This window comes from Nitratireductor sp. XY-223 (assembly GCF_004959855.1).
Lineage (GTDB): Bacteria > Pseudomonadota > Alphaproteobacteria > Rhizobiales > Rhizobiaceae > Hoeflea_A.
The window spans coordinates 436,555-459,661 of the sequence record NZ_SPNT01000002.1; the positions used below are offsets into that span (position 1 = coordinate 436,555).

Sequence of the window (23,107 nt, forward strand, 5' to 3'; positions counted from 1 at the left end):
AGGGATAACGCAGGCGTTTCACCGCGTCCATGGCGCAACGGCAAATTGACGCCGCATTGCTGTCAAATCGCCGGACGTTCGGCGCTGCGCTTGGTCGCAAGATAGAGATTCGTCTCGCTGGCCGATATGCCCTCGATGAGGCGGATCTTGTGCAATACGGCATCGAGCGAGGACAGCGTGTCGGTGCCCAGCTCCACGACGAGGTCCCACTTGCCGTTGGTGGTGTGGATCGCGGTAATCTCGGGCATGCCGCGCAGCCTCGCCACGATGCGGTCGGTGCCGCGCCCCTCGATCGACAGAAGCATGATGCCGCGCACCGGCAATTCGAAGGCGTCGGAGCGCAATATGACGCTGAAACCGAGGATCTCGCCCGACCGGACCAGTTTCTCCAGACGGGTGCGGACCGTCGCCCGCGAGACGCCCAGTTCGACGGCGAGGTCGGATATGGCGGCCCTGCCATTGTGGCGCAGCGCCGAGATCAGTTTCTGGTCAGTACCGTCCATTTCGGATAATTCTCATACCATTTTGAGCATCCGATAGCTCAAATTGGATCATTTGCCAAGTTTTTTCCGCCGATCGTAAGAGGGATAATTCTCCAAATGCGAATCGGACAACACAAATGACGACCCATCTCAGCCTGATCGGAGCACCCGTGGAGACCGGAGCCAGCCAGCCCGGCTGCCTGATGGGGCCGGACGCGCTCAGGACAGCCGGAATCAGCGATGTCCTGACCGGCCTCGGCTACCATGTCCGGGACCGGGGCAACGCCCGCGCGGCGCCTGAAAACGGCGTGACGCACGCCAATCCGGCCATCCGCAACCTCGGCGAAACCATCGGCTGGTCGCGGGCGCTCAGCGAGATGGGCTACCGCTCCGCCGCGGAGGGCGAATTGCCCGTGTTTCTGGGCGGCGACCATTCGATTTCCATGGGCAGCGTTCCGGCCGTCACGCGCCATGCGGCCGAGCAGGGGCGCACCCAGTTCGTGCTGTGGCTGGACGCCCATCCGGACTTTCACACGCTCGATTCGACGAAAAGCGGAAACCTGCACGGAACCCCGGTCGCCTATGTGACCGGCCAGCCGGGTTTCGAGGCGCATTTCCCGCCGCTTCACGCAACCGTCGATCCGCGCAATGTGTGCCTGTTCGGCATCCGCTCCGTCGACGAGCACGAGCGCGAGGACCTGACCCGCAACGGCGTGAGCGTGCACGACATGCGGTCGATCGACGAACATGGCGTGCCGAGCCTTCTGAACGCGTTTCTGGAGCGGGTGCGCGCCGCCGACGGACGGTTGCATGTCAGCCTCGATGTCGACTTTCTCGATCCGACGATCGCGCCGGCGGTGGGCACAACCGTTCCGGGCGGCGCCACTTTCCGCGAAGCCCACCTCGTCATGGAGATGCTGCACGACAGCGGCCTGGTGACATCGCTCGATGTCGTCGAGCTCAACCCGTTCCTGGACGAGCGCGGCCGCACCGCGAAACTGATGGTGGACCTGGTTGCCAGCCTGTTCGGCAAGCGGGTCATGGACCGCCCGACGCGGTCCTATTGAGCGAGAACAAGGAGGAATCGGTCATGGTCCATTTTGTCGGCGTGGAGGCGATGATCAAGCTGGTCGAGCGGACCGGTCTCCAGAATTTCCTGACAGGGCTCTGCGGCGCCATCGAGGGCGATTTCAAGCGCTGGCAGAACTTCGAGAAGACCCCGCGCATCGCCAGCCACTCCAGCGTAGGCGTCATCGAGCTGATGCCGACCAGCGACGGCGACCACTACGGTTTCAAATATGTCAACGGCCATCCGAAGAACATGAAGGAAGGCCTGCAGACGGTGACCGCGTTCGGTGTTCTATCCGATGTTTCAACGGGTTATCCGATCCTCGTCAGTGAGATGACACTGCTGACGGCGCTGCGCACAGCGGCGACTTCCGCCATGGCCGCCAAGCACCTCGCCCGTCCCGATTCACGCTGCATGGCGATCATCGGCAACGGTGCGCAGTCGGAATTCCAGGCGCTGGCCTTTGCCGCGATTGCGGGGATCGAGCGCATTCGGCTCAACGACATCGACCGCGCCGCCAGCCGCAAATGCGCCGCCAATCTTGCCGGCCGCGGCCTCCATGTCACCATCTGCCCGACCTCGCAGGATGCGGTGTCCGGCGCCGACATCATCACCACCGTCACGGCCGACAAGCAGTACGCCACGATCCTGACCGACAACATGGTCGGCGAGGGCGTTCACATCAATGCCGTCGGCGGCGACTGCCCGGGCAAGACCGAGCTGCACCGGGACATCCTCCTGCGCTCCGGGATCTTTGTCGAATTTACGGCGCAGACACGCATAGAGGGTGAAATCCAGCAGCTGCCGGAAAATTATCCGGTGACCGAACTTTGGCAGGTGATTGCCGAAACGCAACCGGGGCGGCAGTCTGCCCGGGACATCACGCTGTTCGATTCCGTCGGCTTCGCGATCGAGGATTTCTCGGCCCTCAACTATGTCCGTGAACAGGCCCTAAGCCACGGAATCTTCGAGGAACTTGATCTGATCGCCGACTTGCAGGACCCGCGCGACCTGTTCGGCGTCCTGGGCCGCGGAAGCAGTCCTTTCCGCGGACCGCAGCAGCCGCCGGCGGCAGCCTGATTCCCCAAAGATTTGAGGGGTGTGGGTAACTGGTTTTTCCACTGTAACATAGTCGTGACCGCAATCTCGCGGTTGTGTCCTTGAATTGCCACATTCATCAGCCCAAATCACAGTCACCGGCAAGCAAAAATGCCGATGTCTGGCGAGAGGCATGTCCCCCGCCACGCCGGACATGAGCGGCGACCTCATCCCCCCCTCTCCGGGTCGCCGCTCACATCCCCAACGCCACCGTGACTTTCCCCTCCAGCCACGGTGGCATCTTTTTGCCCCAAACACAGGCACGGCCGCACAGACTCACTGCCCGATAAACCGGATGTTGTGTTTGCGGCGCAACTCGCTCTAATGTCCCGTTTGCGATTCCCGTATTCAGGAGCACTTCATGGCCGATCTCGCCGCCACGCTGTCACGGGCCGACAGCAATCTCGATGACAGCCTCGACCGACTCTCGCAGCTTGTGCGCATCAAGTCGATTTCGACGGATCCCGCCTACGCCCCCGATTGCCGCAAGGCCGCCGAATGGCTGGTCGAGGCGCTTGCCGAGATCGGCTTTTCCGCCAGCGTTCGCGATACCATCGGCCATCCGATGGTCGTCGCCCACCACGACGGCCCCGACGGGGCGCCGCATGTGCTGTTCTATGGCCATTACGACGTGCAGCCGGTCGATCCGATCGAACTGTGGACCAGCGACCCGTTCGAGCCGGCGGTGACGGAGCTTACGCCGGGCCGCAAGGTGATCACCGGCCGGGGAACGAGCGACGACAAGGGGCAGCTCATGACCTTCGTCGAGGCCTGCCGGGCCTACAAGGAGACCACGGGCGCGCTGCCATGCCGGGTGTCGATCCTGTTCGAAGGCGAGGAGGAATCCGGGTCCGTATCGCTGCAGCCCTTTCTGGACGAGAACGCGGACGAACTGAAGGCGGACCTTGCGCTGGTCTGCGATACGGGAATGTGGGATGCCGACACGCCGTCCATCTCGGTCGCCTTGCGCGGCCTTACCGGCGAAGAGGTCACCGTCAAGGCCGCGGACAGGGACCTTCATTCGGGCCATTACGGCGGCAATGCCGCCAATCCGATCCACATACTGTCGTCAATCCTCGGCGCCATGCATGACGAGAACGGACGCGTGACCATCCCGCATTTTTACGACGGCGTTCACGAGACGCCGCAAGACATCATGGCGATGTGGGAGGAACTCGGACCCCCGAAGGGCTTTCTGGAAGATATCGGGCTCTCCATCCCGTCGGGCGAACGGGACCGCAGCATCCTCGAGCGCTGCTGGACACGCCCGACGGCGGAGGTCAACGGCATCACCGGCGGCTATACCGGCGAGGGGTTCAAGACGGTGATCCCGGCGCAGGCATCAGCCAAGGTCTCGTTCCGGCTGGTGGGCGACCAGGACCCGCATGCAATCAGGGAGAACTTCCGCAAGTTCGTCAGCGACCGCATTCCGGCGGACTGCTCGGTGGAATTTGCCGAGCACGGCACGTCCGGCGCTATTCAACTGTCCTACGACGCACCGGAACTGGCAAAGGCCGGTTCCGCCCTCGAGGAGGAATGGGGCAAGCCCACCGCGCTGCTCGGCATGGGCGGCTCGATCCCCATCGTCGGCGATTTCCAGTCGCAGCTCGGCATGAATTCGCTGCTGGTCGGCTTCGCGCTGGAAGACGACCGCATCCACTCGCCCAACGAAAAGTACGATCTGCGCTCGTTCCACAAGGGCGTGCGCTCCTGGGTCCGTATCCTCGACGCGCTGGCGCGCTGACCCGCGGGTCAGGCGCGGCGCTCCGCACGGATGATCGCGCCGCCCAACCGTCCTTCGCGCAGGACGCCGAGAAGCTGTGAATAAAGGCCGAGCACGCGCTCATAGCCTTCGGCCTGCGCCAGGGCTTCGATGTCGGCGCGCCGTGTCCTGATCCGGTCGACGAGCCGCCGGTACCAGCCGACATAGGCGTCGGTAATGTCGCACCGACCGGTCACCGACCAGCCGGTGTGGTCGAGAATGTCCGCGATCCGTCCGGCGACCATCGGGTTGGCCAGGAAACCCGCGCCGCCTTCCATGATCGCATGGTCGGCGTAGCCGCCCGGATCCTCGTAGTCGAATATCACCAGCGTGGCGCCGGGACGCGCCGCCTCGGCGAGCGCCGCCAGCGCCCGAGCGTGGTCCGGTATCGCATAAAGGACATTGAACATGGTCACGGCATCGAAATAGCCGGCGTAGCGCTGGCCGAGATCGGCGATGTCGCCCGCCTCGAACCGGATATCGGGATAGGCGCGCTCCGCCTCGCGGATGGAATCGGGCTCGATATCGACGCCCGTCACCCGGCCCCAGCCGTTTTTCTGCATATAGTCCGCGGTGCCGCCGCGGCCGCACCCCGCGTCCAGCAGGGCCCGTTCACCGTCCCTCGGAAGATCCGCCAGTGCCAGCTCGATCGCCTCTTCCTCGCCGGCATGGGCGTAGTTGCCCTCGCGCACCAGCGCCAGGATCCGCTTGCCGAGATGGGAGTTCATCGTAAAGGACGCTGTCATCGAGCCGGCCCCCCGTCCGCACCGGCCGGGTGCGCCTACCGTTCAAGCCGCGCCCATCGCGGCCGTTCGAACAGGAAGCGCCCGAAGCCAGTGGTCTGCACTATCCAGAACAACAGGATAGGCCCGCAGATCGCGGCAATCCAGACCAGGAGGGAAACGGTGCCGATATCCGTCACGATGCCAAGCTTCAGCAAGACGACGCGCGTCACCGCCATCGGCAAGAAGAAGGCGAGGTAGATGACGATCGAATGGGCGCCGCACCAGCGGATGAACCCGGCCTGCCCGAAAGCCGAAAGCAGGGCGCTCAGCGACACCAGCACGACAATTCCGCCGATCCCCAGGACCAGCGAGACCACCGGCAGCATCGAAAAGGCGATCGTCGGCGCGGCGGCGAAACGGGACGCCCACTCGGGCAGGAGGGCGACCGGGGCCGACCAGCTAGTGGCGAAATAGGTGACGACGGTGATGGTCGCGGCGGCTGTCAGCGTCGTGAACGGGTTCCGGCGGGCGAAGTCGGCCAGTGCGAACACCTTACCGGAATATGCGTAGCCGGCAAAAAACCAGACGAAATAGGACGTGAACTCGTCGACCACGACGGCACCCGTGCGGACCGGCAGGACCTGAAGAAGCACAGCAACGGCCAGCACAAGAAGAACCGGCAGGCCGCGCACCAGCCGCGTGGCGACGAAAAAGACCGGCAATATATAGATGAACCAGAGCGTTCCGAAGGGCTGCACGAATGCCAGCAGATAATTCGCGACCGGCGCGGCGATGCCGCCCTCGGCGGCCATGCCCGGCGCCTTGAAGGCGAACTGGATGGTCAGCCAAAGGACATAGAAATAGGCAAAGTGGAGAACCTTGCCGTCGATGAACCGGCCGAGGGGCTTGTCCACACCGCGCATGAAGAACAGGCCTGATGCCAGAAAGAAGGCCGGCATGCGCATCGGCTGGCTGACTTCGATGAAGATGTGCATCCAGCCGTCGGCACCGGCCGCCTTTTCGACCCCGGCAACGGCGTGCAGCATGACGACCAGAAGGATACAGAACCCCTTCAGGTAGTCGACCCAGACGACGCGGCCCGATTCCAGGTGAACATAGTCGCGTGTCGCGCGAACCGCAGCGACTGCGGGGGACTGTTTTTCCACATAGGCCATGGCGGGATCCGTGAGGGGCTGGAACTGGCGGTTGCGCAGAAAAATAGCAGCACGAGGCAAGCGAAGCGTTAACATCCGCGATCTCGAAGGCCACGCTCGGCGAAACGATTAACGCCCCCTTAAATTGCCGCATTTAGAGTCCAATCGGCATCCATCAGAAAGCACCGGGACGCATGGCCAAGAAACGCAAAAAACAGACCCGTATCGAACCGTCGATGTCACGCCGGGGCAGCGGCGGCCTGCGCGCGCGCGCCGGCGACCGGGTGGCCGGCGGCCACGGATCCGGCGGACGCAAGGGCAAACGGAAATCCGCATCCGGACGCCGCAAGTCGCGGTCCGGATCGGCGCGGCGCGGATTGACCGGATTCCTGCAGCGATCGGTCTACTGGTGCTTCGTCATCGGCCTTTGGCTCGCCATCGGCGTCGGCGGGCTGGTCGCCTATTACGGCGCCAAGATGCCGAGCGCGACCACCTGGACGGTTCCGGAGCGGCCGCCCAACGTCAAGATCGTATCCAGCGACGGGCGCACGCTGGCCAATCGCGGCGCGACCGGCGGCGAGGCGTTGACCCTTTCGCGCATGTCGCCGTACATTCCCCAGGCGGTGGTGGCCATCGAGGATCGCCGCTTCTATTCGCATTTCGGCTTCGACCCCATCGGCCTTGCACGCGCCATGGTCCACAATGTCATGGCCGGGCGCATGGAGCAGGGCGGTTCGACGCTGACCCAGCAGCTGGCCAAGAACCTTTTCCTTTCACCGGAACGCACCGTCGAGCGAAAGGTCCAGGAAGTGCTGCTTGCCTTCTGGCTCGAATACAATTTCACCAAGGACCAGATCCTGGAAATGTACCTGAACCGGGTGTATTTCGGGTCAGGCTCCTATGGCGTTGAAGCCGCCTCCAGGCGTTACTTCAAGAAACCCGCGCGCGACGTCAACCTGGCGCAGGCGGCATTGCTCGCCGGGCTTCTGAAGGCGCCGTCGCGCCTTTCCCCGGCGCGCAATCCGGACGCCGCCGAGGCACGCGCCCAGCTCGTCCTGGAAGCCATGCGCGACGAGGGCTTCGTTACCGACCGCGAGATCACCACGGCGATGACGCAGGCGCCAACCCGTGCCAAGAGCTACTGGACCGGTGCCGAAAACTACGGCGCCGATCTCGTCATGGACCGGATCGAGGCGCTCATCGGCGGCAAGGTGACCCGCGACCTCATCGTCGACACGACCATCGATTTCCGGCTGCAGCAGCAGGCGGAGAAAACCATCCGCGGCGCCATCGACCACAGCGGGCGGAAACTCAACGTGTCGCAGGGCGCGCTCGTCTCGATCGACGGATCGGGCGCCATCCGCGCCCTCGTCGGCGGTTACGATTATTCGGTCAGCCAGTACGACCGGGCGACGAAGGCGAAGCGGCAGCCGGGTTCGGCGTTCAAGCCCTTCGTCTACACGGCGGCGCTGGAGATGGGCCGCACGCCCGAATCCGTGCGCAACGACGCGCCGATCCGGATCGGCAAGTGGACGCCTTCGAACTATGACGAGAAATATCGCGGGCCGGTCACGCTGTCGGAGGCGCTGTCGAAATCGCTTAACACCATCGCAGCGCAACTGGTCATGGAGGCCGGGGCCGACAATGTCGCCAAGACGGCGCGACGCCTGGGTATCGAATCGAAACTGCAGACCAATGCCTCCATTGCGCTGGGCACCTCGGAAGTCACCCTGACCGAGCTGACCGCCGCCTATGCGCCGTTCATGAACGGCGGCTACAAGGCGACCCCGCATATCATCAAGCGGGTGCGCACCACGGACGGCAAGGTGCTTTACGAGAACACCTACGACAATCCGCCCCGCGTGCTGCGGCCGGAGATCATCGCCATGATGAACGGCATGCTGGTCAGGGCCGTCAATGACGGAACAGGCCGCAAGGCCCGCCTCGCCAGCCATCAGGCGGCCGGAAAGACCGGCACCAGCCAGGCATTCCGCGATGCACTGTTCATCGGCTACACCGCGCACCTGACGACCGGGGTGTGGTTCGGCAACGACGACAGCAAGCCGACCCGCAACGTGACCGGCGGCGCCATGCCGGCGCTCGCCTGGAAGAGCTTCATGCAGGCGGCCCACAGCGGCTCGTCGATCGCCCGGCTTCCCGGCCAGTACGCGGTGCCGAGCGATCCGAGCCGTGTCGCGGTTCCGATGACCCGCCCGGACGAACGGGTCGTGCGCAGACCCGCGGGCGCGATCGGCGACGCGCCGGCACATTCGTGGCCGGGCGGCGTAGCGCAGGAGCGCACCGGCTCGACATCGCGGCGGCCGCCGCCGGCGGATGTCGACACGCGCAACGGCGACGAGACGACAACGCTGCTCGACATTCTGCTGGGAAACTGACGCTGTGAAGTCTGCAGACATCTTGATCAGAAACGCCACGACTGGCGACGCACCCGGAATTCGGGACATCTACGCGCCGATCGTGGAAAAAACGGTCATCTCCTTCGAAGAGGCCGTGCCGAGCGTCGAGGACATGGCGCGGCGCATCGAGGACTCACTCAGAACCCATTCCTTTTTGGTGGCCGAACGCAATGGCGCGGTTATCGGATATGCCTATGGCGGCAGGCACCGGGAACGGGCAGCCTATCGCAAGTCCGCCGACGTCTCCGCCTATGTCGCCGAAGCAGCGCGCGGCCAAGGCGTGGGACGGTTGCTCTATACGCAATTGCTTGGCGTTCTAGCCAGGGGAGGATTTCACGCTGCATTCGCCGGGATCGCCCTGCCCAATCCGGCAAGTGTTGGGCTGCACGAGGCGGTCGGATTTGAACCGGTCGGCATCTACAAAGAGGTCGGATTCAAATTCGGAGAGTGGCACGACGTAGGCTGGTGGCAACGCATCCTCGACCGCTGACGCGGAGCCGGGCGCACGACGCCGACTGATGCGAAAATGCAACAGCGTCTGCCTTATGTCCGCCGGTGCATTTATCGGCCTTGCAAATTGCCCTCCGGCACGGTTTTGTTTGGTTAACGCATCGACGTGGCGGGGGCCATTTTCTGTAATGCGATTTCGGTTAGGAGTCGCCGCGTTTTTTGCGGCGCAACTGTATGTGTTCGGTGTTGCGTACGCTTCGGATGACGCGTTCTTAAGCAGAGTAGAAATCGGCAAGCATGCCAAGGACTGGGAAGTACGTTTCGGTGGGGGAGCGTACGACACCGGTCCGGCATCGCCCAATCATTTCTCCGGCGCCGTGATCAACGGCGAAATCCTGTTGCCATCGCCAGACATCCTTGCCGCCCTCGGTTCGCCGCGCCCGGTGATCGGCGCGGACATCGCCATTTCCGACAATCCGATCCATGTGGTCTATACCGGCCTCAACTGGCAGGTGCACCTGACCAGGTGGCTCTATATCGGGTTCACCGGCGGCGGTTCGTGGAACAGCTCGCAGGTGACAACCGACCCGGTGTCGGGCGCCACCAAGGATCTCGGGTCCGACTGGCTGTTCCACCTGCAGGCGTCGGTCGGCGTCGACATCACCGAAGACATACTCGTGGAAGTGTTCTACAATCACTATTCGAACGCCAGCCTGACGGATTTCAACATAGGACTTGAATCGGTCGGCGGGCGCATGGGTTACCGCTTCTAGGCACGACCGGAGCGACCCATCCGGCGGTTGCAACGCGACGGTATTTTCCCGCCATGATGGTGAATTGCAGGAAAATCGCCGGCCGTCGCGATTCAGGGCTTTTCAGAATGGCTTGTGCAATGCTATCGGCGGTCGCGCTAAGAGCGAAGATCGAATCCGAATCCTGCCTTGCAGTCCCATAACGGCTTTCTTATATACGGCTCAACTACGGCATCCTGCCGGATGCTGGGGGATCATACCGCTAGGGACTGTCACATGGAACGCCGCTACGGGTCCGGACAGTTCGCTTCAAGGAGAATGTAAAATGGCAAAAGTAATTGGTATTGACCTGGGAACGACCAATTCCTGCGTCGCCGTCATGGATGGACAAGACGCCAAGGTCATTGAGAATGCGGAGGGCGCGCGTACCACACCTTCGATGGTCGCGTTTACAGACGACGGCGAGCGTCTCACCGGACAGCCGGCCAAACGCCAGGCCGTAACCAACCCCGAAAACACGCTATTTGCCGTCAAGCGACTGATCGGTCGCCGTTATGACGACAAGATGGTCGAGAAGGACAAGAGCCTCGTTCCCTACAAGATCGTCAAGGCCGACAATGGCGACGCCTGGGTAGAGGCCGGCGGCGGCAGCTACTCCCCGTCGCAGATTTCGGCCATGATCCTGCAGAAGATGAAGGAAACGGCGGAAGCCTATCTCGGCGAGGCCGTCGAAAAGGCCGTCATCACCGTTCCGGCCTATTTCAACGACGCCCAGCGCCAGGCCACCAAGGACGCCGGCAAGATCGCCGGCATGGAAGTGCTGCGCATCATCAACGAGCCGACCGCGGCCGCGCTCGCCTACGGCCTCGACAAGAAGGAAGGCAAGACCATTGCCGTCTACGACCTGGGCGGCGGCACCTTCGATATTTCCGTTCTTGAAATCGGCGACGGCGTCTTCGAGGTCAAATCCACCAACGGCGATACCTTCCTCGGCGGTGAAGATTTCGACATGCGCCTGGTCGACTACCTCGCCAAGGAATTCAAGAAAGACCAGGGCATCGACCTGAAGAACGACAAGCTGGCGCTGCAGCGGCTCAAGGAAGCGGCTGAAAAGGCCAAGATCGAGCTGTCGTCCTCGGCGCAGACCGAAATCAACCTGCCGTTCATCACCGCCGACCAGAGCGGTCCGAAACACCTGACGATGAAGCTGTCGCGGGCCAAGTTCGAGAGCCTGGTCGACGATCTGATCCAGCGCACCGTCGATCCGTGCAAGGCGGCGATCAAAGATGCCGGCATCCAGCCGGGCGAAATCGACGAGGTCGTCCTCGTCGGCGGCATGACCCGCATGCCGAAGGTCCAGGAAGTCGTCAAGCAGTTCTTCGGCAAGGAGCCGCACAAGGGCGTCAATCCGGATGAGGTGGTCGCCATGGGCGCCGCCATCCAGGCCGGTGTCCTGCAGGGCGACGTCAAGGACGTGCTGCTGCTGGATGTCACGCCGCTGTCGCTCGGCATCGAGACGCTCGGCGGTGTCTTCACCCGCCTGATCGACCGCAACACGACGATCCCGACCAAGAAGTCGCAAATCTTCTCCACGGCCGAGGACAACCAGAATGCCGTGACCATCCGCGTTGCCCAGGGCGAGCGCGAAATGGCCGCCGACAACAAGATGCTCGGCCAGTTCGACCTGGTCGGTATCCCGCCGGCGCCGCGCGGCGTGCCGCAGATCGAAGTCACCTTCGACATCGACGCCAACGGCATCGTCAACGTATCGGCGAAGGACAAAGGGACCGGCAAGGAGCACCAGATCCGCATCCAGGCTTCCGGCGGTCTGTCCGACGACGATATCGAGCAGATGATCAAGGATGCCGAAAGCAATGCCGAGGCGGACAAGGCCCGGCGCGATGCCGTCGAAGCGAAGAACCAGGCTGAAAGCCTCATTCACTCGACGGAAAAGTCGCTGGCCGACTACGGCGACAAGGTCAGCGAGGACGATCGCAAGGCCATCACCGATGCCGTCGAGGCCCTGAAGGCCGCCGTCGAGGCGGAAGAGCCCGACGGGGAAGACATCAAGGCCAAGACCGCAACGCTCGCGGAAGCCTCGATGAAACTCGGCCAGGCGATGTACGAGGCCCAGCAGGCCGAAACCGCTGAAACGGACGCCGCGGCCGATGCCGCAGCGGAAGGCGAAGACGTCGTCGACGCCGATTTCGAAGAGATCAACGACGACGACGAGAAAAAATCGGCTTAAGCCGGACGGCCGGTGGACGCGACAGACGCCCGCCGGCCGTTCGCTCGTTCCGGTTTTCCTGCAATCGCATTTTGACTTTCCGGGAAAACCGATTCAATCATTCGGCGGGCGTTTCCCGTGAGCCATCGCCCGGAACGAACGAATGAGAGCGGGTGAATTTCGTTCTGCGGAGCATATAAGACCGTTTCATGGTTGGGTTGAAGCATTTGATGGCGGAAAATCGGTTCACTCGGCTAGGCGCGTCGCGCAGCGCGATGTGGAACATCGGGCAAGCGGCGCAACGACGCCGATGGTCCGATTTACCGCCACCCTGGAGAGGACTATCGATTTGAAACTCAGAGCTGAATGGGCCGAGCGATTTTGCCCTCTGACTGCGTTGGTTCCCGCTTGTGGTGGGATGGCACCACGGCGCGCAAACCGTCTAGTCAGCGACCAAAATCGCCTCGGTCAAATGATTCAAACCAACCATGAAGCGGTCTGATGGCCAAGGCTGATTTCTACGAAACTCTCGGCGTGTCCAAGGGTGCAAGCGACAAGGACCTGAAAAGCGCCTTCCGTCGGCTGGCCATGAAATACCACCCGGACAAGAATCCCGACGATGTCGAGGCCGAGCGCAGGTTCAAGGAAATCAACGAAGCCTACGAGACGCTGAAGGATCCGCAGAAGCGGGCGGCCTACGACCAGTTCGGCCACGCCGCCTTCGAGCAGGGCGGCCCTGGCGGGTTCGGCGGCGGATTCGGCGGCGGTGCGCACGCCTTCTCGGATATTTTCGAAGATATTTTCGGCGAGATGATGGGCGGCGGACGGTCTCGCCGCAATGCGGGCGGCCGCGAACGCGGCGCCGACCTGCGCTACAATATGGAAATCTCGCTCGAAGAGGCCTTCACCGGCAAGACGGCCCAGATCCGCGTGCCGACATCGGTGCAGTGCGACGAGTGCTCCGGCTCCGGCGCCAAGCCCGGCAGCCAGCCAGTGACCTGCAATACCTGTCACGGGTCCGGCCGGGTGCGCGCATCGCAGGGTTTCTTCTCCGTCGAGCGCACCTGTCCGACCTGCCACGGGCGCGGCGAGACGATCAGCGACCCCTGCTCCAAATGCTCCGGCCAAGGCCGGGTCAACGAGGAGCGGTCGCTTTCGGTCAATATCCCGGCCGGTATCGAGGACGGAACACGCATCCGCCTCGCCGGCGAGGGCGAAGCCGGGCTGCGCAGCGGCCCATCCGGCGATCTTTACATCTTCCTGTCGGTCAAACCGCACGAGTTCTTTCAGCGCGACGGCGCCGATCTCTACTGCATCGTGCCGATATCAATGACCACGGCCGCCCTCGGCGGCCAGTTCGACGTGGTGACGCTGGACGGCGCCAAGACACGCGTCAAGGTCCCGGAAGGCACCCAGACCGGCCGCCAGTTCCGTCTGAAATCGAAGGGCATGCCGGTGCTGCGTTCGTCGCAATCCGGCGACCTCTATATTCAGATCGCCATTGAAACGCCGCAGAGGCTGACCAAACGGCAGCGGGAGCTGCTGGAGGAATTCGAGTCCCTGTCATCGCGGGAGAACAATCCGGAGTCCTCCGGCTTCTTCTCCAAGATGCGGCACTTTTTCGACACGCTCAGTGACTAGAGCCATCAGGGAGTACGCGTGAATGCGGCAGCACCTGCAACAGCATGTCGCTGACAAATTCAGCCGAAAACTGCGCTTTTTCAAAGGCTTGGTCAGTCAGCCCAAAACCGTGGGCGCCATCGTCCCGACCTCGGTCTACATGGCGCGGCGCATGGCGAGCGTCGCCAATCCGAAATCGGGACTGCCGGTCCTCGAGCTGGGTCCGGGTACGGGTGTCGTCACCCGCGCCCTGCTGCGGCGCGGGGTGGCGCCGGAAAACCTAGTCGCCGTCGAGTACTCACCCGAGTTCTGCCGGCATCTGCGCGACGAACTGCCCGCCGTCCGGCTGATACGCGGCGACGCCTTCCGGCTCGACGATACGCTCGGCGCGTTGCGCACCGCCCGTTTCGATTGCGTAATTTCCGGCATACCGCTGCTCAACTTCCCGGTGGAATCGCGGGTCCGCCTGCTCGAGGACGTCCTCAGCCGCATCCCGAGGGGCCGGCCGTTCCTGCAATTCTCCTATGGTCCGTCGTCACCCATCCCGCCGGGCCACGGCCACTACAGCGTGACACGCTTCGGCATCGAGATCCGCAATATCCCGCCGGCGCAGATGTGGATGTACCGGCGGGCGGGCTAGGCGTGGAGCAGGCTGAGGGCAAACGACCATGACACCGCGCATCCTCGTCTTCGCCGGATCGACCAAGTCCAACTCGATCAATGCCAAACTTGCCGATGCCGCACAGCTCGTGCTGGCGCAAATGGGCGCGGACGTCACCCGTATTTCACTGCTCGACTATCCCATGCCCATCGTCAACGAGGACCTGAAGGCACGCGAGGGCATTCCCATGGGCGCCATGAACCTCGGACGCCTGATTGCCGAGAATGAGGGGCTCTTTGTCGTCAGCCCGGAATACAACGCATCGATTCCGCCGCTGCTGAAAAACACCATCGACTGGGTCAGCCTCATTTCCGATGACGGCGGCAGGCGGCTCAAGCCGTGGAACGGCCGATACGTGGCGCTCGGCGCGGCGTCGAACGGCAAGCTCAGCGGCATTCGCTGCCTCTATCACCTGCGCGCGGTCATGATGGCCGTCGGCACGCAGGTCATCACCGAGCAATGCGCGGTCGGCGGGGCGTCCTCGGCGTTCGACGAGGACGGAAGGGTCGCCGACGAGCGCGCGGCCGGCATGCTGGAGAAAACCTGCCGGTCGCTGGTCGACCATTGCAAGCGGCACGGGCGGGCGGGTTAGGAACGCCGGCACTGGACAGACAATTCGCGGCAGCCTAAACGAAGGCCGCAACGATTCTCAAAATCAGCGAGGTACCGCAATGCAGGATGCCAGATCGCGCCTGATCGTCGGCCTGGACGTGCCGACGACGCAGCGGGCTGCGACAATCGTTTCCGCGCTCGGCGACACGGTCGAGTTCTACAAGATCGGATACCAGCTCGCCTTTGCCGGGGGGCTGGAATTCGCACGCGAGCTAATCGCCGACGGCAAGCGCGTGTTTTTGGACATGAAACTGCTGGATATCGACAACACGGTTGCCAAAGGCGTTGAAAACATTGTCAAAATGAACGTCTCCATGCTGACGCTGCATGCCTATCCGAAAGCCATGCGCGCCGCTGTCGAGGCTGCCCGGGGATCCGATCTGTGCCTGCTCGGGGTCACCGTTCTGACCTCCATGGACGCCGCGGACCTGCACGATGCTGGCTATTTAGACGATCCGCAGGCGCTGGTGGCCAAGCGAGCCCAACAGGCGGCGGAGGCCGGCATGGGCGGTATCGTCTGCTCGGCGGCCGAGGCCGGCGCGGTGCGCCGGATCGTCGGGCCGGACATGGCGGTGGTCACTCCGGGAATCCGCCCCGCCGGCGCCGACCACGGCGACCAGAAGCGGGTCGTCACGCCGGCGGACGCCCTGCGCAACGGGTCGAGCCATCTTGTCGTCGCCCGGCCGATCGTCGCCGCACCCGACCCGGTTGCGGCGGCCCGGGCGATCCTCTCCGAAATGGATGGCGCCATGACGGAAAATGCGCTCTAATAATAATTAGACCAAAAAGTCAAAATCCGATGGAGGAAACCATGGCGAAAGCCTATTGGATTGCCAGCGTCGAGGTCAAAGACCCGGAGCGCTACAAGGACTACGTGTCGACCGCCAGGCCCGCCTTCGAACGCTTCGGCGCGAACTTCCTGGCACGCGGCGGCGCCATCGACGTGCTCGAGGGCGAACCGCGGGCACGCAACGTGGTCATCGAATTCGCCTCCATGGAGGATGCGCGGAACTGCTACAACTCCGAGGAATACCAGGCCGCCAAGGCAATCCGGCAGAGCTGCGCCGAAGCGACGATGCTGCTGGTCGAGGGTCATGAACCCTGACCGGGCGGCCTCCGCCGGCTACACGATCCGGCCCATGCGGGCCGGTGACGCACCGCTGCTTTTGGATATCGACACCGCGTCGACGGCACTGTTCGCAACAGTCGATAACCCGGAAATAGCAGCGATTGCAACGAGTTGCGGCCCGCCGCTTGAGGATTTCAGGCGCCACCTCGAGGCCAGTGAAGTCAAGGTCGCCTGCGACAACGCCGACCGACCGGTAGGCTTCATCGCGTTTGAGGCCTTGGAAAGGGACATTTACGTGTGGCTGCTGTCGGTCCATCCCGATCACACCCGCCGCGGGCTCGGTTCTCAGCTGGTGAAATCAGCGCTGGAAGCAGGCGGGGCGCGCGGCGCAGAGCGGTGTGTTCTGTCGACGTTCCGGGACGTTGCCTTCAACGCTCCCTTTTATCGCGATCAGGGATTCGACGAATTGCCTCTTAGTGAGGCAGCCGCACCGCTGCGCGAGCGCTTCCACGGCGAAGTGCCGGCGGGCACGGATCCGGACCTCAGACTGCTGATGCAGTTCCCGCTCGGCAACCGATAGGCACGTCACGGGCGGCCAGGTTTCTGCGGCCTGCGGCCTATTGGCACTTCACCTTCATCACCGTTTTGACTATGAAACAGCCTGATAGGCTAATTTACGCAGGGAGCGGGCGGGCATGACGCTGAGCAATGCACCGAAGCTGGTCACGGTTTTCGGCGGATCCGGGTTTGTCGGACGCCATGTAGTGCGGTCGCTCGCCAAGCGCGGCTACAATGTGCGCGTCGCCGTGCGCCGGCCCGACCTCGCCGGTTTCCTGCAGCCCATGGGCAATGTCGGCCAGATCGCCGCCGTCCAGGCCAATCTGCGGAACCGCGAATCTGTCGACCGGGCCATGCAGGGCTCCGATCATGTGGTCAATTGTGTCGGCATCCTGTTCGAACGCGGCCGAAACACGTTCGACAACGTGCAGAAGTCCGGCGCCCGCGCCGTCGCCGAGGCCTGTGCCGCCGCCGGCATCGGGCTCACGCATGTCTCGGCCATCGGGGCGGACAGCGCCAGCCGCTCCGACTACGCCCGCACCAAGGGCCAGGCCGAAGAGGCCGTGCGCGGCGCGGTTCCCGGCGCAACGATCGTCAGGCCGTCCATCGTGTTCGGTCCGGAAGACGATTTCTTCAACAAATTCGCGGAGATGGCGCGGTTCTCCCCGTTTCTGCCGCTGATCGGTCGCGGTGTCACCAATTTCCAACCGGTCTATGTCGGCGATGTCGCCGAAGCGATCGCCAAAAGCGTCGACGGCGATATCGAACCGGGCAGGACCTGGGAACTCGGCGGCCCGGAAATTCTCGATTTCAGGCAGTGCCTGACGCTCATGCTGCAGATGATCGGGCGCAAGCGCGCCTTCATCTCGATCCGCTGGTGGGTGGCCAAGCTGCTGGGCCGGATGATGTCGATGGTTCCCCTCATCGATCCGGTGCTGACCAAGGACCAGGTTGTTCTCTTGCGGTCCGACAACGTGGTCTCGGCGGCCGCCGAAGCCGAGGGCCGGACGCTTGCAGGCCTCGGCATCGAGGCGACGACGCTGGAAGCGATCCTGCCGTCCTATCTCGTGCGCTTCCGGCCGGCCGGGCAGTTCACCAAAGACCTGATCGCCTGAATTGGCGTCCCTGGCGGGCATGCTGCTTCCCGACGACGTGCCGGCGCATTTTGCCGCCCTGCTCATCGCCGCAAGTTTCGCAACGTCCTTCATCACCGCGTCCGTCGGCATTGGCGGCGGCGCAACGATGATCGCACTGATGTCCTATTTCGTCCCGTCCGCGGCCCTCATCCCGGTCCACGGCGCGGTCCAGCTCGGCTCCAACGGCGGCCGGACGATAGTCCTACGCGATTATGTCGACTGGGTCAGGATCGCCGCGTTTTCCGTCGGCGCGCTGGTCGGTGCCGGAATAGGCGCCGCGATCGCGGTCCGGCTGCAGAGCGACATCATCCTGATTGCGCTCGGCGTCTTTATCATCGTTACGACCTGGGTCCCGATCCGGCACATAGCGGCGATGAAGACCCGCGGTTTTGCTGCAATCGGCGCGATAACGACATTTCTTGGAATGTTTCTCGGGGCAACCGGGCCGATCAACGCGGCGCTGTTGTCAAACAGCTTTCCCGAGCGGCAGAAGCTTGTCGGGTCGCTTGCCGCGCTGATGAGCGTCCAGCACGGTTTCAAGGTGATCGGGTTCGCCGCGGTCGGGTTTGCATTCGCGCCCTGGCTGCCGCTGATCGCGCTGATGATCGTCAGCGGCTTCGGCGGCACGCTCGCCGGTTCGAAACTCCTTCACAGCATGCCGGAAAACGGCTTCAGGCTGGCCTTCAGGATCTGCCTGACCCTGCTCTCGATCGGCATGATTTATCGCGGCGTGAGGATATTTTACTGAAATTAACATTTTCGCCATTGAACCCTCATGAGACTGCGCTTACATGTGGCAAATCATTAGGAATTGGCTGATAGATTCAGCTTCGCCGCCACGGCGAAGGTGTTGTTTTGCGGCGCGGGACAAGCCGTCGGCCAAGGCCGTCATTGGGGATAAGACGGGTAATTCAGTACCATGACAGAACAGAAAATGATGGGCAGGGCCGTATTTTCAACGTTCATCATCGCCGGCGCCGTCATCGTGGCTGCCGCATTCCTGGCGCCACAGGCCGGAATGAGCCGCGACAGTGGATGCAATGCCGCCTACGGCATCGACAATTGCACCGCTGAAAACACCGGCGCCGTCAGCCGCTAGTTTCAACATCCGCACCTAATAGGTCGCGCGCCCTCCGGACAGGTCGAACACCGCTCCGGTGGTGAAGGAATTGTCGGGCGATACCGCCCAGACGATCAATTTCGCGGCCTCTTCCACCTCAAAATGTCACGCCGCGCGCAGTTTTCTTAAGGAAACGACCGGGATGTGACCCGCATCGGCAGCCCGCCCTCGGGCTGCACCGTCAGTTTTTGAACCGGCCAGGGATCGGACGCCTCCGTGCAATCGAACCGGAAGCGGCTCATCAGCACGCCGAGCGCGATCACCGCCTCCTGCAGCGCGAAGGTCGCGCCGATGCACACGCGCGGCCCGACGCCGAAAGGCAGATACCGGAAGCGCCCGATCGATTCCCGGTTTTCCGGCAGGAAACGGGCGGGCACAAAGGCGTCGGGCTGGTCCCACAACAGCCGGTGCCTGTGCAGGATCCACGGCATGACGAGGACGGTCGTGCCTGCCTCGATGACCGCGTCCTGCCAGCGGTCGTCGGCGATCGCGGCGCGGTTGATCGAGGGCGCCGGCGGATAAAGGCGCATGGCCTCCTCGAAGGCGGCGCGCGTGTGGGGCATCGCGTCGAGCCAGTTGACCGGGTTGGGCTCGTCGGCAAGCACCCGGTCGATCTCGGCCTCGACACGATCGCGCTCCTGCGGCGCATTGGCGAGGCAATAGAGCGTCCATCCGAGGGCACGGGCCGTCGTCTCGTGGCCGGCGCCGATGAAGGTGATGATGTTGTCCTCGACCTCGTCTAGGGTAAGACCGCCGGGCCTGTGCTGCCGCAGCAGCAGGGTCAGGAAATCCTCCGGGGCGGTCGCCGGATCGCGCTCGAGCAGTTCCATGCGTTCGCGCATGGTATCGGCGACGATGCTGCGGAAGAAGGCCAATACCTTGCGTCCACGTATGCGGGTGATGCGCGGCAGCCAGTCGGGCGCCTTCAGAAGATCCAGCGGATCGACGCGGCCCATGGTCTCCAAAAGCCGTTCGACGCGATAGCCGAAATCGTCGTCCGGCGTCGAGATCTGGTCGGAGAACAATGTCGCGGCGAGGATCTGATAGGTCAGGTCCGTCATGTCGCCGGAGATTTCGTGGACGCTGCCATCGCCGGGGTACCGGGCGCTGAATTCCTCGGCCCTGCGCAGCATCGCGTCGGCGAAGCCCTGCGCGTGGCGTGGCGTGAAGACCGGTGCCACCGCCTTGCGCGAACGCTTCCAGACCTCGCCCTCCGCGGTCAGCAGGCCGTCGCGCAGGATCGGCCGCAGGACAAGCTGGCGCACCCGCGCCATCTTGTAGTTGCGGGCATTGTCGACAAGAACGTGCCTGACGAAACCGGGGTCGTTGGCGAGCACCATGCGCTCGTTGAAAAAGGCCGCCGAAATCCACGGCTTCGTGTAGGCGGGCTCGCCCCACAATTCGATCGGATTGCGGTAGATGATGCGCACCACTTCCAGCCAGCCGGGCGGTTTCGACCTCGGCGGCGGGGCGGGCGGAATGAAGGGCTGAACGGCAGCATCCATGGTGTCAAGGCTCTCCTGCCAAGGATATAGGCACCAATGGTCGCCAACCAAGCGGTTTTCCTCCCGAATCGCGGCGAAATCGCTTGCTTCACGGGGATGGCCGGCTATACCGAATAATTGGATTTTTCGGTTAAAATCATTATATTTATGTCACATATGCCGGGTGATTCGCGGCGCTTCGCCCCGGCAGGCATTCATCCAGGAAAGACCACCACAATATGAGCGACAGCCCCGAGAACGAGACATCGGCGAATCCCGAGTACGACGCCGAATCGATCAAGGTTCTGAAGGGTCTGGATGCGGTGCGCAAGCGTCCAGGCATGTATATCGGCGACACCGACGACGGCTCGGGCCTGCACCACATGGTCTACGAGGTCGTCGACAACGCCATCGACGAGGCGCTCGCCGGTCACGCGACCGACGTGACCGTCACGCTCAATGCCGACGGCTCCTGCACCGTTACCGACAACGGCCGCGGCATTCCGACAGACATGCACCCAGAGGAGGGCGTGTCGGCGGCCGAAGTCATCATGACGCAGCTGCATGCCGGCGGCAAATTCGACCAGAACTCCTACAAGGTGTCCGGCGGACTGCACGGGGTCGGCGTATCGGTGGTCAACGCCCTTTCGGTTTCGCTGAAGCTGAAGATCCACCGCAAGGGCAAGATCCACGAAATGAGCTTCACGCACGGTGTCGCCGACGGGCCGCTGACGGTGACCGGCGATGCGGGCGATCAGACCGGCACGGAAGTCACTTTCCTGCCGTCGACCGATACCTTCACCATGACGGATTTCGACTACGGCACGCTTGAGCACCGGCTGCGCGAGCTCGCTTTTCTCAATTCCGGTGTGCGCATCACGCTGACCGACAGCCGGCATTCGGACATTCGCCGTGACGAGATGGTCTATGACGGCGGCATCCAGGCCTTCGTCAAGTATCTGGACCGCAACAAGAAACCACTCGTCGACGAGCCCATCGCCATTGCCGGCGAAAAGGAGGGCATCACCGTCGAGGTCGCCATGTGGTGGAACGACAGCTACCACGAGAACGTGCTGGCCTTCACCAACAACATCCCGCAGCGCGACGGCGGCACGCACATGGCCGGCTTCCGCGGGGCGCTGACCCGGCAGATCGTCTCCTACGCCGACAGTTCGGGCCTGACCAAGAAGGAAAAGGTCTCGCTGACCGGCGATGACTGCCGCGAGGGCCTCACCGCCGTCCTTTCCGTCAAGGTGCCGGATCCGAAATTCTCGTCGCAGACCAAGGACAAGCTTGTTTCGTCGGAGGTCCGCCCGGTGGTCGAAAGCCTCGTCAACACGGCGCTCAACCAGTGGCTGGAGGAGCATCCGCAGGAGGCCAAGATCCTCGTCGGCAAGGTCGTCGAGGCGGCCGCCGCCCGCGAGGCGGCGCGCAAGGCGCGCGAACTGACGCGGCGCAAGGGCGCGCTCGATATCGCGTCGCTGCCCGGCAAACTCGCCGACTGTTCGGAACGCGATCCGGCGAAATCGGAACTTTTCCTGGTCGAGGGCGACTCGGCCGGCGGCTCGGCCAAGCAGGGCCGTTCGCGCGAGAACCAGGCGATCCTGCCGCTGCGCGGCAAGATCCTCAACGTCGAACGCGCGCGCTTCGACAAGATGCTGTCCAGCCAGGAAATCGGCACGCTGATCACGGCGCTCGGCACCGGCATCGGCAAGGACGAGTTCAACCCGGAAAAGCTGCGCTACCACAAGATCATCATCATGACGGATGCGGATGTCGACGGCGCCCATATCCGTACCCTTTTGCTGACCTTTTTCTTCCGCCAGATGCCGGAACTTCTCGAGCGCGGCCACCTGTTCATCGCACAGCCGCCGCTCTACAAGGTCACCCGCGGCAAATCCTCCCAGTATCTGAAGGACGAAAAGGCCTTCGAGGAGTATCTGATCGGGGTGGGCCTAGAGGATTCGGCACTCGAACTGGACAATGGCGAGGTGCGCACCAGCGAGGACCTGCGCAACGTCATCGGCGATGCGCTGAAGCTTAGGCAGCTCATCGAGGGCCTGCATTCGCGCTACGACCGGACCATTATCGAGCAGGCGGCCATCGTTGGCGCCCTCAACCTGGAGCTGATGAACGACAGCACCAGTGCCGGGGAAAAGGCCGAGGCGGTCGCCAAGCGGCTTGACGGGATTTCCGAGGAAACCGAGCGCGGCTGGAGCGGCAGCATCGCCGAGGATGGGGGCCTGCGGCTGGAGCGCACGGTGCGCGGCGTCAAGGAATCGCATCTCATCGATGCAAACCTAATCGCATCGGCCGATGCCCGGCGCATCGACCAGATGACCGAGGGACTGCAGGAGATCTACTCGGGACCGGCGCGGCTGATCCGCAAGGAAGATGCGACCGATATCACCGGGCCGAGCACGCTGCTCGACACGATTTTCGCCATCGGCCGCAAGGGCCTGACCATGCAGCGCTACAAGGGCCTCGGCGAAATGAATGCCGATCAGCTCTGGGAAACGACGCTCGACCCCAATGCCCGGACATTGCTCCAGGTCAAGATCAACGACGCCACCGACGCCGACGGATTGTTTGCCCGGCTCATGGGCGACGAGGTCGAGCCGCGACGCGATTTCATCCAGGAAAACGCCCTGAACGTGGCGAATCTGGATATCTAATGTATGCATTAAGGGTGTTTTGTAAGTTGATTGCAC

Annotated in this window: 21 protein-coding genes and 1 pseudogene; 17 read left to right on the forward strand and 5 right to left on the reverse strand. The window is 63.3% G+C overall.

The genetic code is table 11. From position 1 onward, the window contains the following. Positions 1 to 62: 62 nt before the first annotated feature. Positions 63 to 503: an Lrp/AsnC family transcriptional regulator gene (locus E4M07_RS08655; protein WP_136657907.1), complete on the reverse strand. Its 441-nt coding sequence runs from the start codon at positions 501 to 503 to the stop codon at positions 63 to 65. A 116-nt stretch (positions 504 to 619) separates the two neighbouring features. On the opposite strand from E4M07_RS08655, the gene rocF reads away from it, so the two are divergent. The 3 genes from rocF to E4M07_RS08670 all read left to right on the forward strand — a co-directional run bounded on the left by rocF (position 620) and on the right by E4M07_RS08670 (position 4,393). Continuing rightward, positions 620 to 1,549: an arginase gene (gene rocF / locus E4M07_RS08660; RefSeq protein ID WP_136657908.1), complete on the forward strand. Its 930-nt coding sequence runs from the start codon at positions 620 to 622 to the stop codon at positions 1,547 to 1,549. 23 nt (positions 1,550 to 1,572) lie between these two features. Continuing rightward, positions 1,573 to 2,631, forward strand: coding sequence for an ornithine cyclodeaminase (locus tag E4M07_RS08665; RefSeq protein ID WP_136658475.1), 1,059 nt, complete (start codon positions 1,573 to 1,575; stop codon positions 2,629 to 2,631). A gap of 379 nt (positions 2,632 to 3,010) precedes the next feature. Next, positions 3,011 to 4,393 carry a M20/M25/M40 family metallo-hydrolase gene (locus E4M07_RS08670; protein ID WP_136657909.1) on the forward strand — a complete coding sequence of 461 codons (1,383 nt, stop codon included), beginning with the start codon at positions 3,011 to 3,013 and terminating at the stop codon, positions 4,391 to 4,393. 8 nt (positions 4,394 to 4,401) lie between these two features. On the opposite strand, the gene E4M07_RS08675 is transcribed toward E4M07_RS08670, so the two are convergent. Next, positions 4,402 to 5,157, reverse strand: a complete 756-nt coding sequence (locus tag E4M07_RS08675; RefSeq protein WP_136657910.1) for a class I SAM-dependent methyltransferase — start codon at positions 5,155 to 5,157, stop codon at positions 4,402 to 4,404. Positions 5,158 to 5,192: 35 nt separating this feature from the next. After that, the gene (locus E4M07_RS08680) at positions 5,193 to 6,311 is read right to left on the reverse strand and encodes an acyltransferase family protein (protein WP_136657911.1); all 1,119 of its coding nucleotides are present in this window, start codon (positions 6,309 to 6,311) and stop codon (positions 5,193 to 5,195) included. A gap of 173 nt (positions 6,312 to 6,484) precedes the next feature. Between E4M07_RS08680 and E4M07_RS08685 the strand changes: the two genes are divergently transcribed. The 13 genes from E4M07_RS08685 (at position 6,485) to E4M07_RS08745 (ending at position 18,891) form a co-directional block, all read left to right on the forward strand. Next, on the forward strand, positions 6,485 to 8,686 hold the full coding sequence (locus E4M07_RS08685) for a transglycosylase domain-containing protein (RefSeq protein WP_136657912.1): 2,202 nt from the start codon (positions 6,485 to 6,487) through the stop codon (positions 8,684 to 8,686). Positions 8,687 to 8,690: 4 nt separating this feature from the next. After that, positions 8,691 to 9,197 carry an arsinothricin resistance N-acetyltransferase ArsN1 family B gene (locus E4M07_RS08690; RefSeq protein ID WP_206057205.1) on the forward strand — a complete coding sequence of 169 codons (507 nt, stop codon included), beginning with the start codon at positions 8,691 to 8,693 and terminating at the stop codon, positions 9,195 to 9,197. 196 nt (positions 9,198 to 9,393) lie between these two features. Then, positions 9,394 to 9,930, forward strand: coding sequence for an acyloxyacyl hydrolase (locus tag E4M07_RS08695; protein ID WP_169054141.1), 537 nt, complete (start codon positions 9,394 to 9,396; stop codon positions 9,928 to 9,930). A 304-nt stretch (positions 9,931 to 10,234) separates the two neighbouring features. Continuing rightward, positions 10,235 to 12,157: a molecular chaperone DnaK gene (gene dnaK / locus E4M07_RS08700; RefSeq protein ID WP_136657915.1), complete on the forward strand. Its 1,923-nt coding sequence runs from the start codon at positions 10,235 to 10,237 to the stop codon at positions 12,155 to 12,157. 480 nt (positions 12,158 to 12,637) lie between these two features. Continuing rightward, positions 12,638 to 13,777, forward strand: coding sequence for a molecular chaperone DnaJ (gene dnaJ, locus E4M07_RS08705; protein ID WP_136657916.1), 1,140 nt, complete (start codon positions 12,638 to 12,640; stop codon positions 13,775 to 13,777). A gap of 22 nt (positions 13,778 to 13,799) precedes the next feature. Beyond that, positions 13,800 to 14,396 carry a phospholipid N-methyltransferase PmtA gene (gene pmtA, locus E4M07_RS08710; RefSeq protein ID WP_136657917.1) on the forward strand — a complete coding sequence of 199 codons (597 nt, stop codon included), beginning with the start codon at positions 13,800 to 13,802 and terminating at the stop codon, positions 14,394 to 14,396. Between the two features lie 28 nt (positions 14,397 to 14,424). Further along, positions 14,425 to 15,009, forward strand: coding sequence for an NAD(P)H-dependent oxidoreductase (locus E4M07_RS08715; protein ID WP_136657918.1), 585 nt, complete (start codon positions 14,425 to 14,427; stop codon positions 15,007 to 15,009). A 79-nt stretch (positions 15,010 to 15,088) separates the two neighbouring features. Then, the gene (gene pyrF / locus E4M07_RS08720) at positions 15,089 to 15,799 is read left to right on the forward strand and encodes an orotidine-5'-phosphate decarboxylase (RefSeq protein ID WP_136657919.1); all 711 of its coding nucleotides are present in this window, start codon (positions 15,089 to 15,091) and stop codon (positions 15,797 to 15,799) included. Positions 15,800 to 15,840: 41 nt separating this feature from the next. Beyond that, on the forward strand, positions 15,841 to 16,134 hold the full coding sequence (locus E4M07_RS08725) for a DUF1330 domain-containing protein (RefSeq protein WP_136657920.1): 294 nt from the start codon (positions 15,841 to 15,843) through the stop codon (positions 16,132 to 16,134). After that, positions 16,124 to 16,678, forward strand: a complete 555-nt coding sequence (locus E4M07_RS08730) for a GNAT family N-acetyltransferase (protein ID WP_169054142.1) — start codon at positions 16,124 to 16,126, stop codon at positions 16,676 to 16,678. Before E4M07_RS08725 ends, E4M07_RS08730 begins: the two co-directional genes overlap by 11 nt. 115 nt (positions 16,679 to 16,793) lie before the next feature. After that, positions 16,794 to 17,771 (forward strand): complex I NDUFA9 subunit family protein, encoded by a 978-nt coding sequence (locus E4M07_RS08735; protein ID WP_136657922.1) that lies wholly within the window; start codon positions 16,794 to 16,796, stop codon positions 17,769 to 17,771. Position 17,772: 1 nt separating this feature from the next. Continuing rightward, positions 17,773 to 18,540: a sulfite exporter TauE/SafE family protein gene (locus tag E4M07_RS08740; protein ID WP_136657923.1), complete on the forward strand. Its 768-nt coding sequence runs from the start codon at positions 17,773 to 17,775 to the stop codon at positions 18,538 to 18,540. 171 nt (positions 18,541 to 18,711) lie between these two features. Continuing rightward, a complete protein-coding gene (locus tag E4M07_RS08745; RefSeq protein ID WP_136657924.1) occupies positions 18,712 to 18,891 on the forward strand; it encodes a hypothetical protein in 180 nt (59 codons plus the stop codon). Positions 18,892 to 18,906: 15 nt separating this feature from the next. Here E4M07_RS08745 and E4M07_RS29485 read toward each other — a convergent pair. Together E4M07_RS29485 and E4M07_RS08755 are read right to left on the reverse strand one after the other, a co-directional pair. Next, positions 18,907 to 19,011, reverse strand: a pseudogene (locus tag E4M07_RS29485) (3-oxoacyl-ACP reductase); the annotation flags it as partial. 26 nt (positions 19,012 to 19,037) lie between these two features. Beyond that, a complete protein-coding gene (locus E4M07_RS08755) occupies positions 19,038 to 20,417 on the reverse strand; it encodes a cytochrome P450 (protein WP_136657925.1) in 1,380 nt (459 codons plus the stop codon). Between the two features lie 218 nt (positions 20,418 to 20,635). Here E4M07_RS08755 and gyrB point away from each other — a divergent pair, with 218 nt between their 5' ends. Then, positions 20,636 to 23,071 (forward strand): DNA topoisomerase (ATP-hydrolyzing) subunit B, encoded by a 2,436-nt coding sequence (gyrB, locus tag E4M07_RS08760; protein ID WP_136657926.1) that lies wholly within the window; start codon positions 20,636 to 20,638, stop codon positions 23,069 to 23,071. Positions 23,072 to 23,107 lie beyond the last annotated feature (36 nt).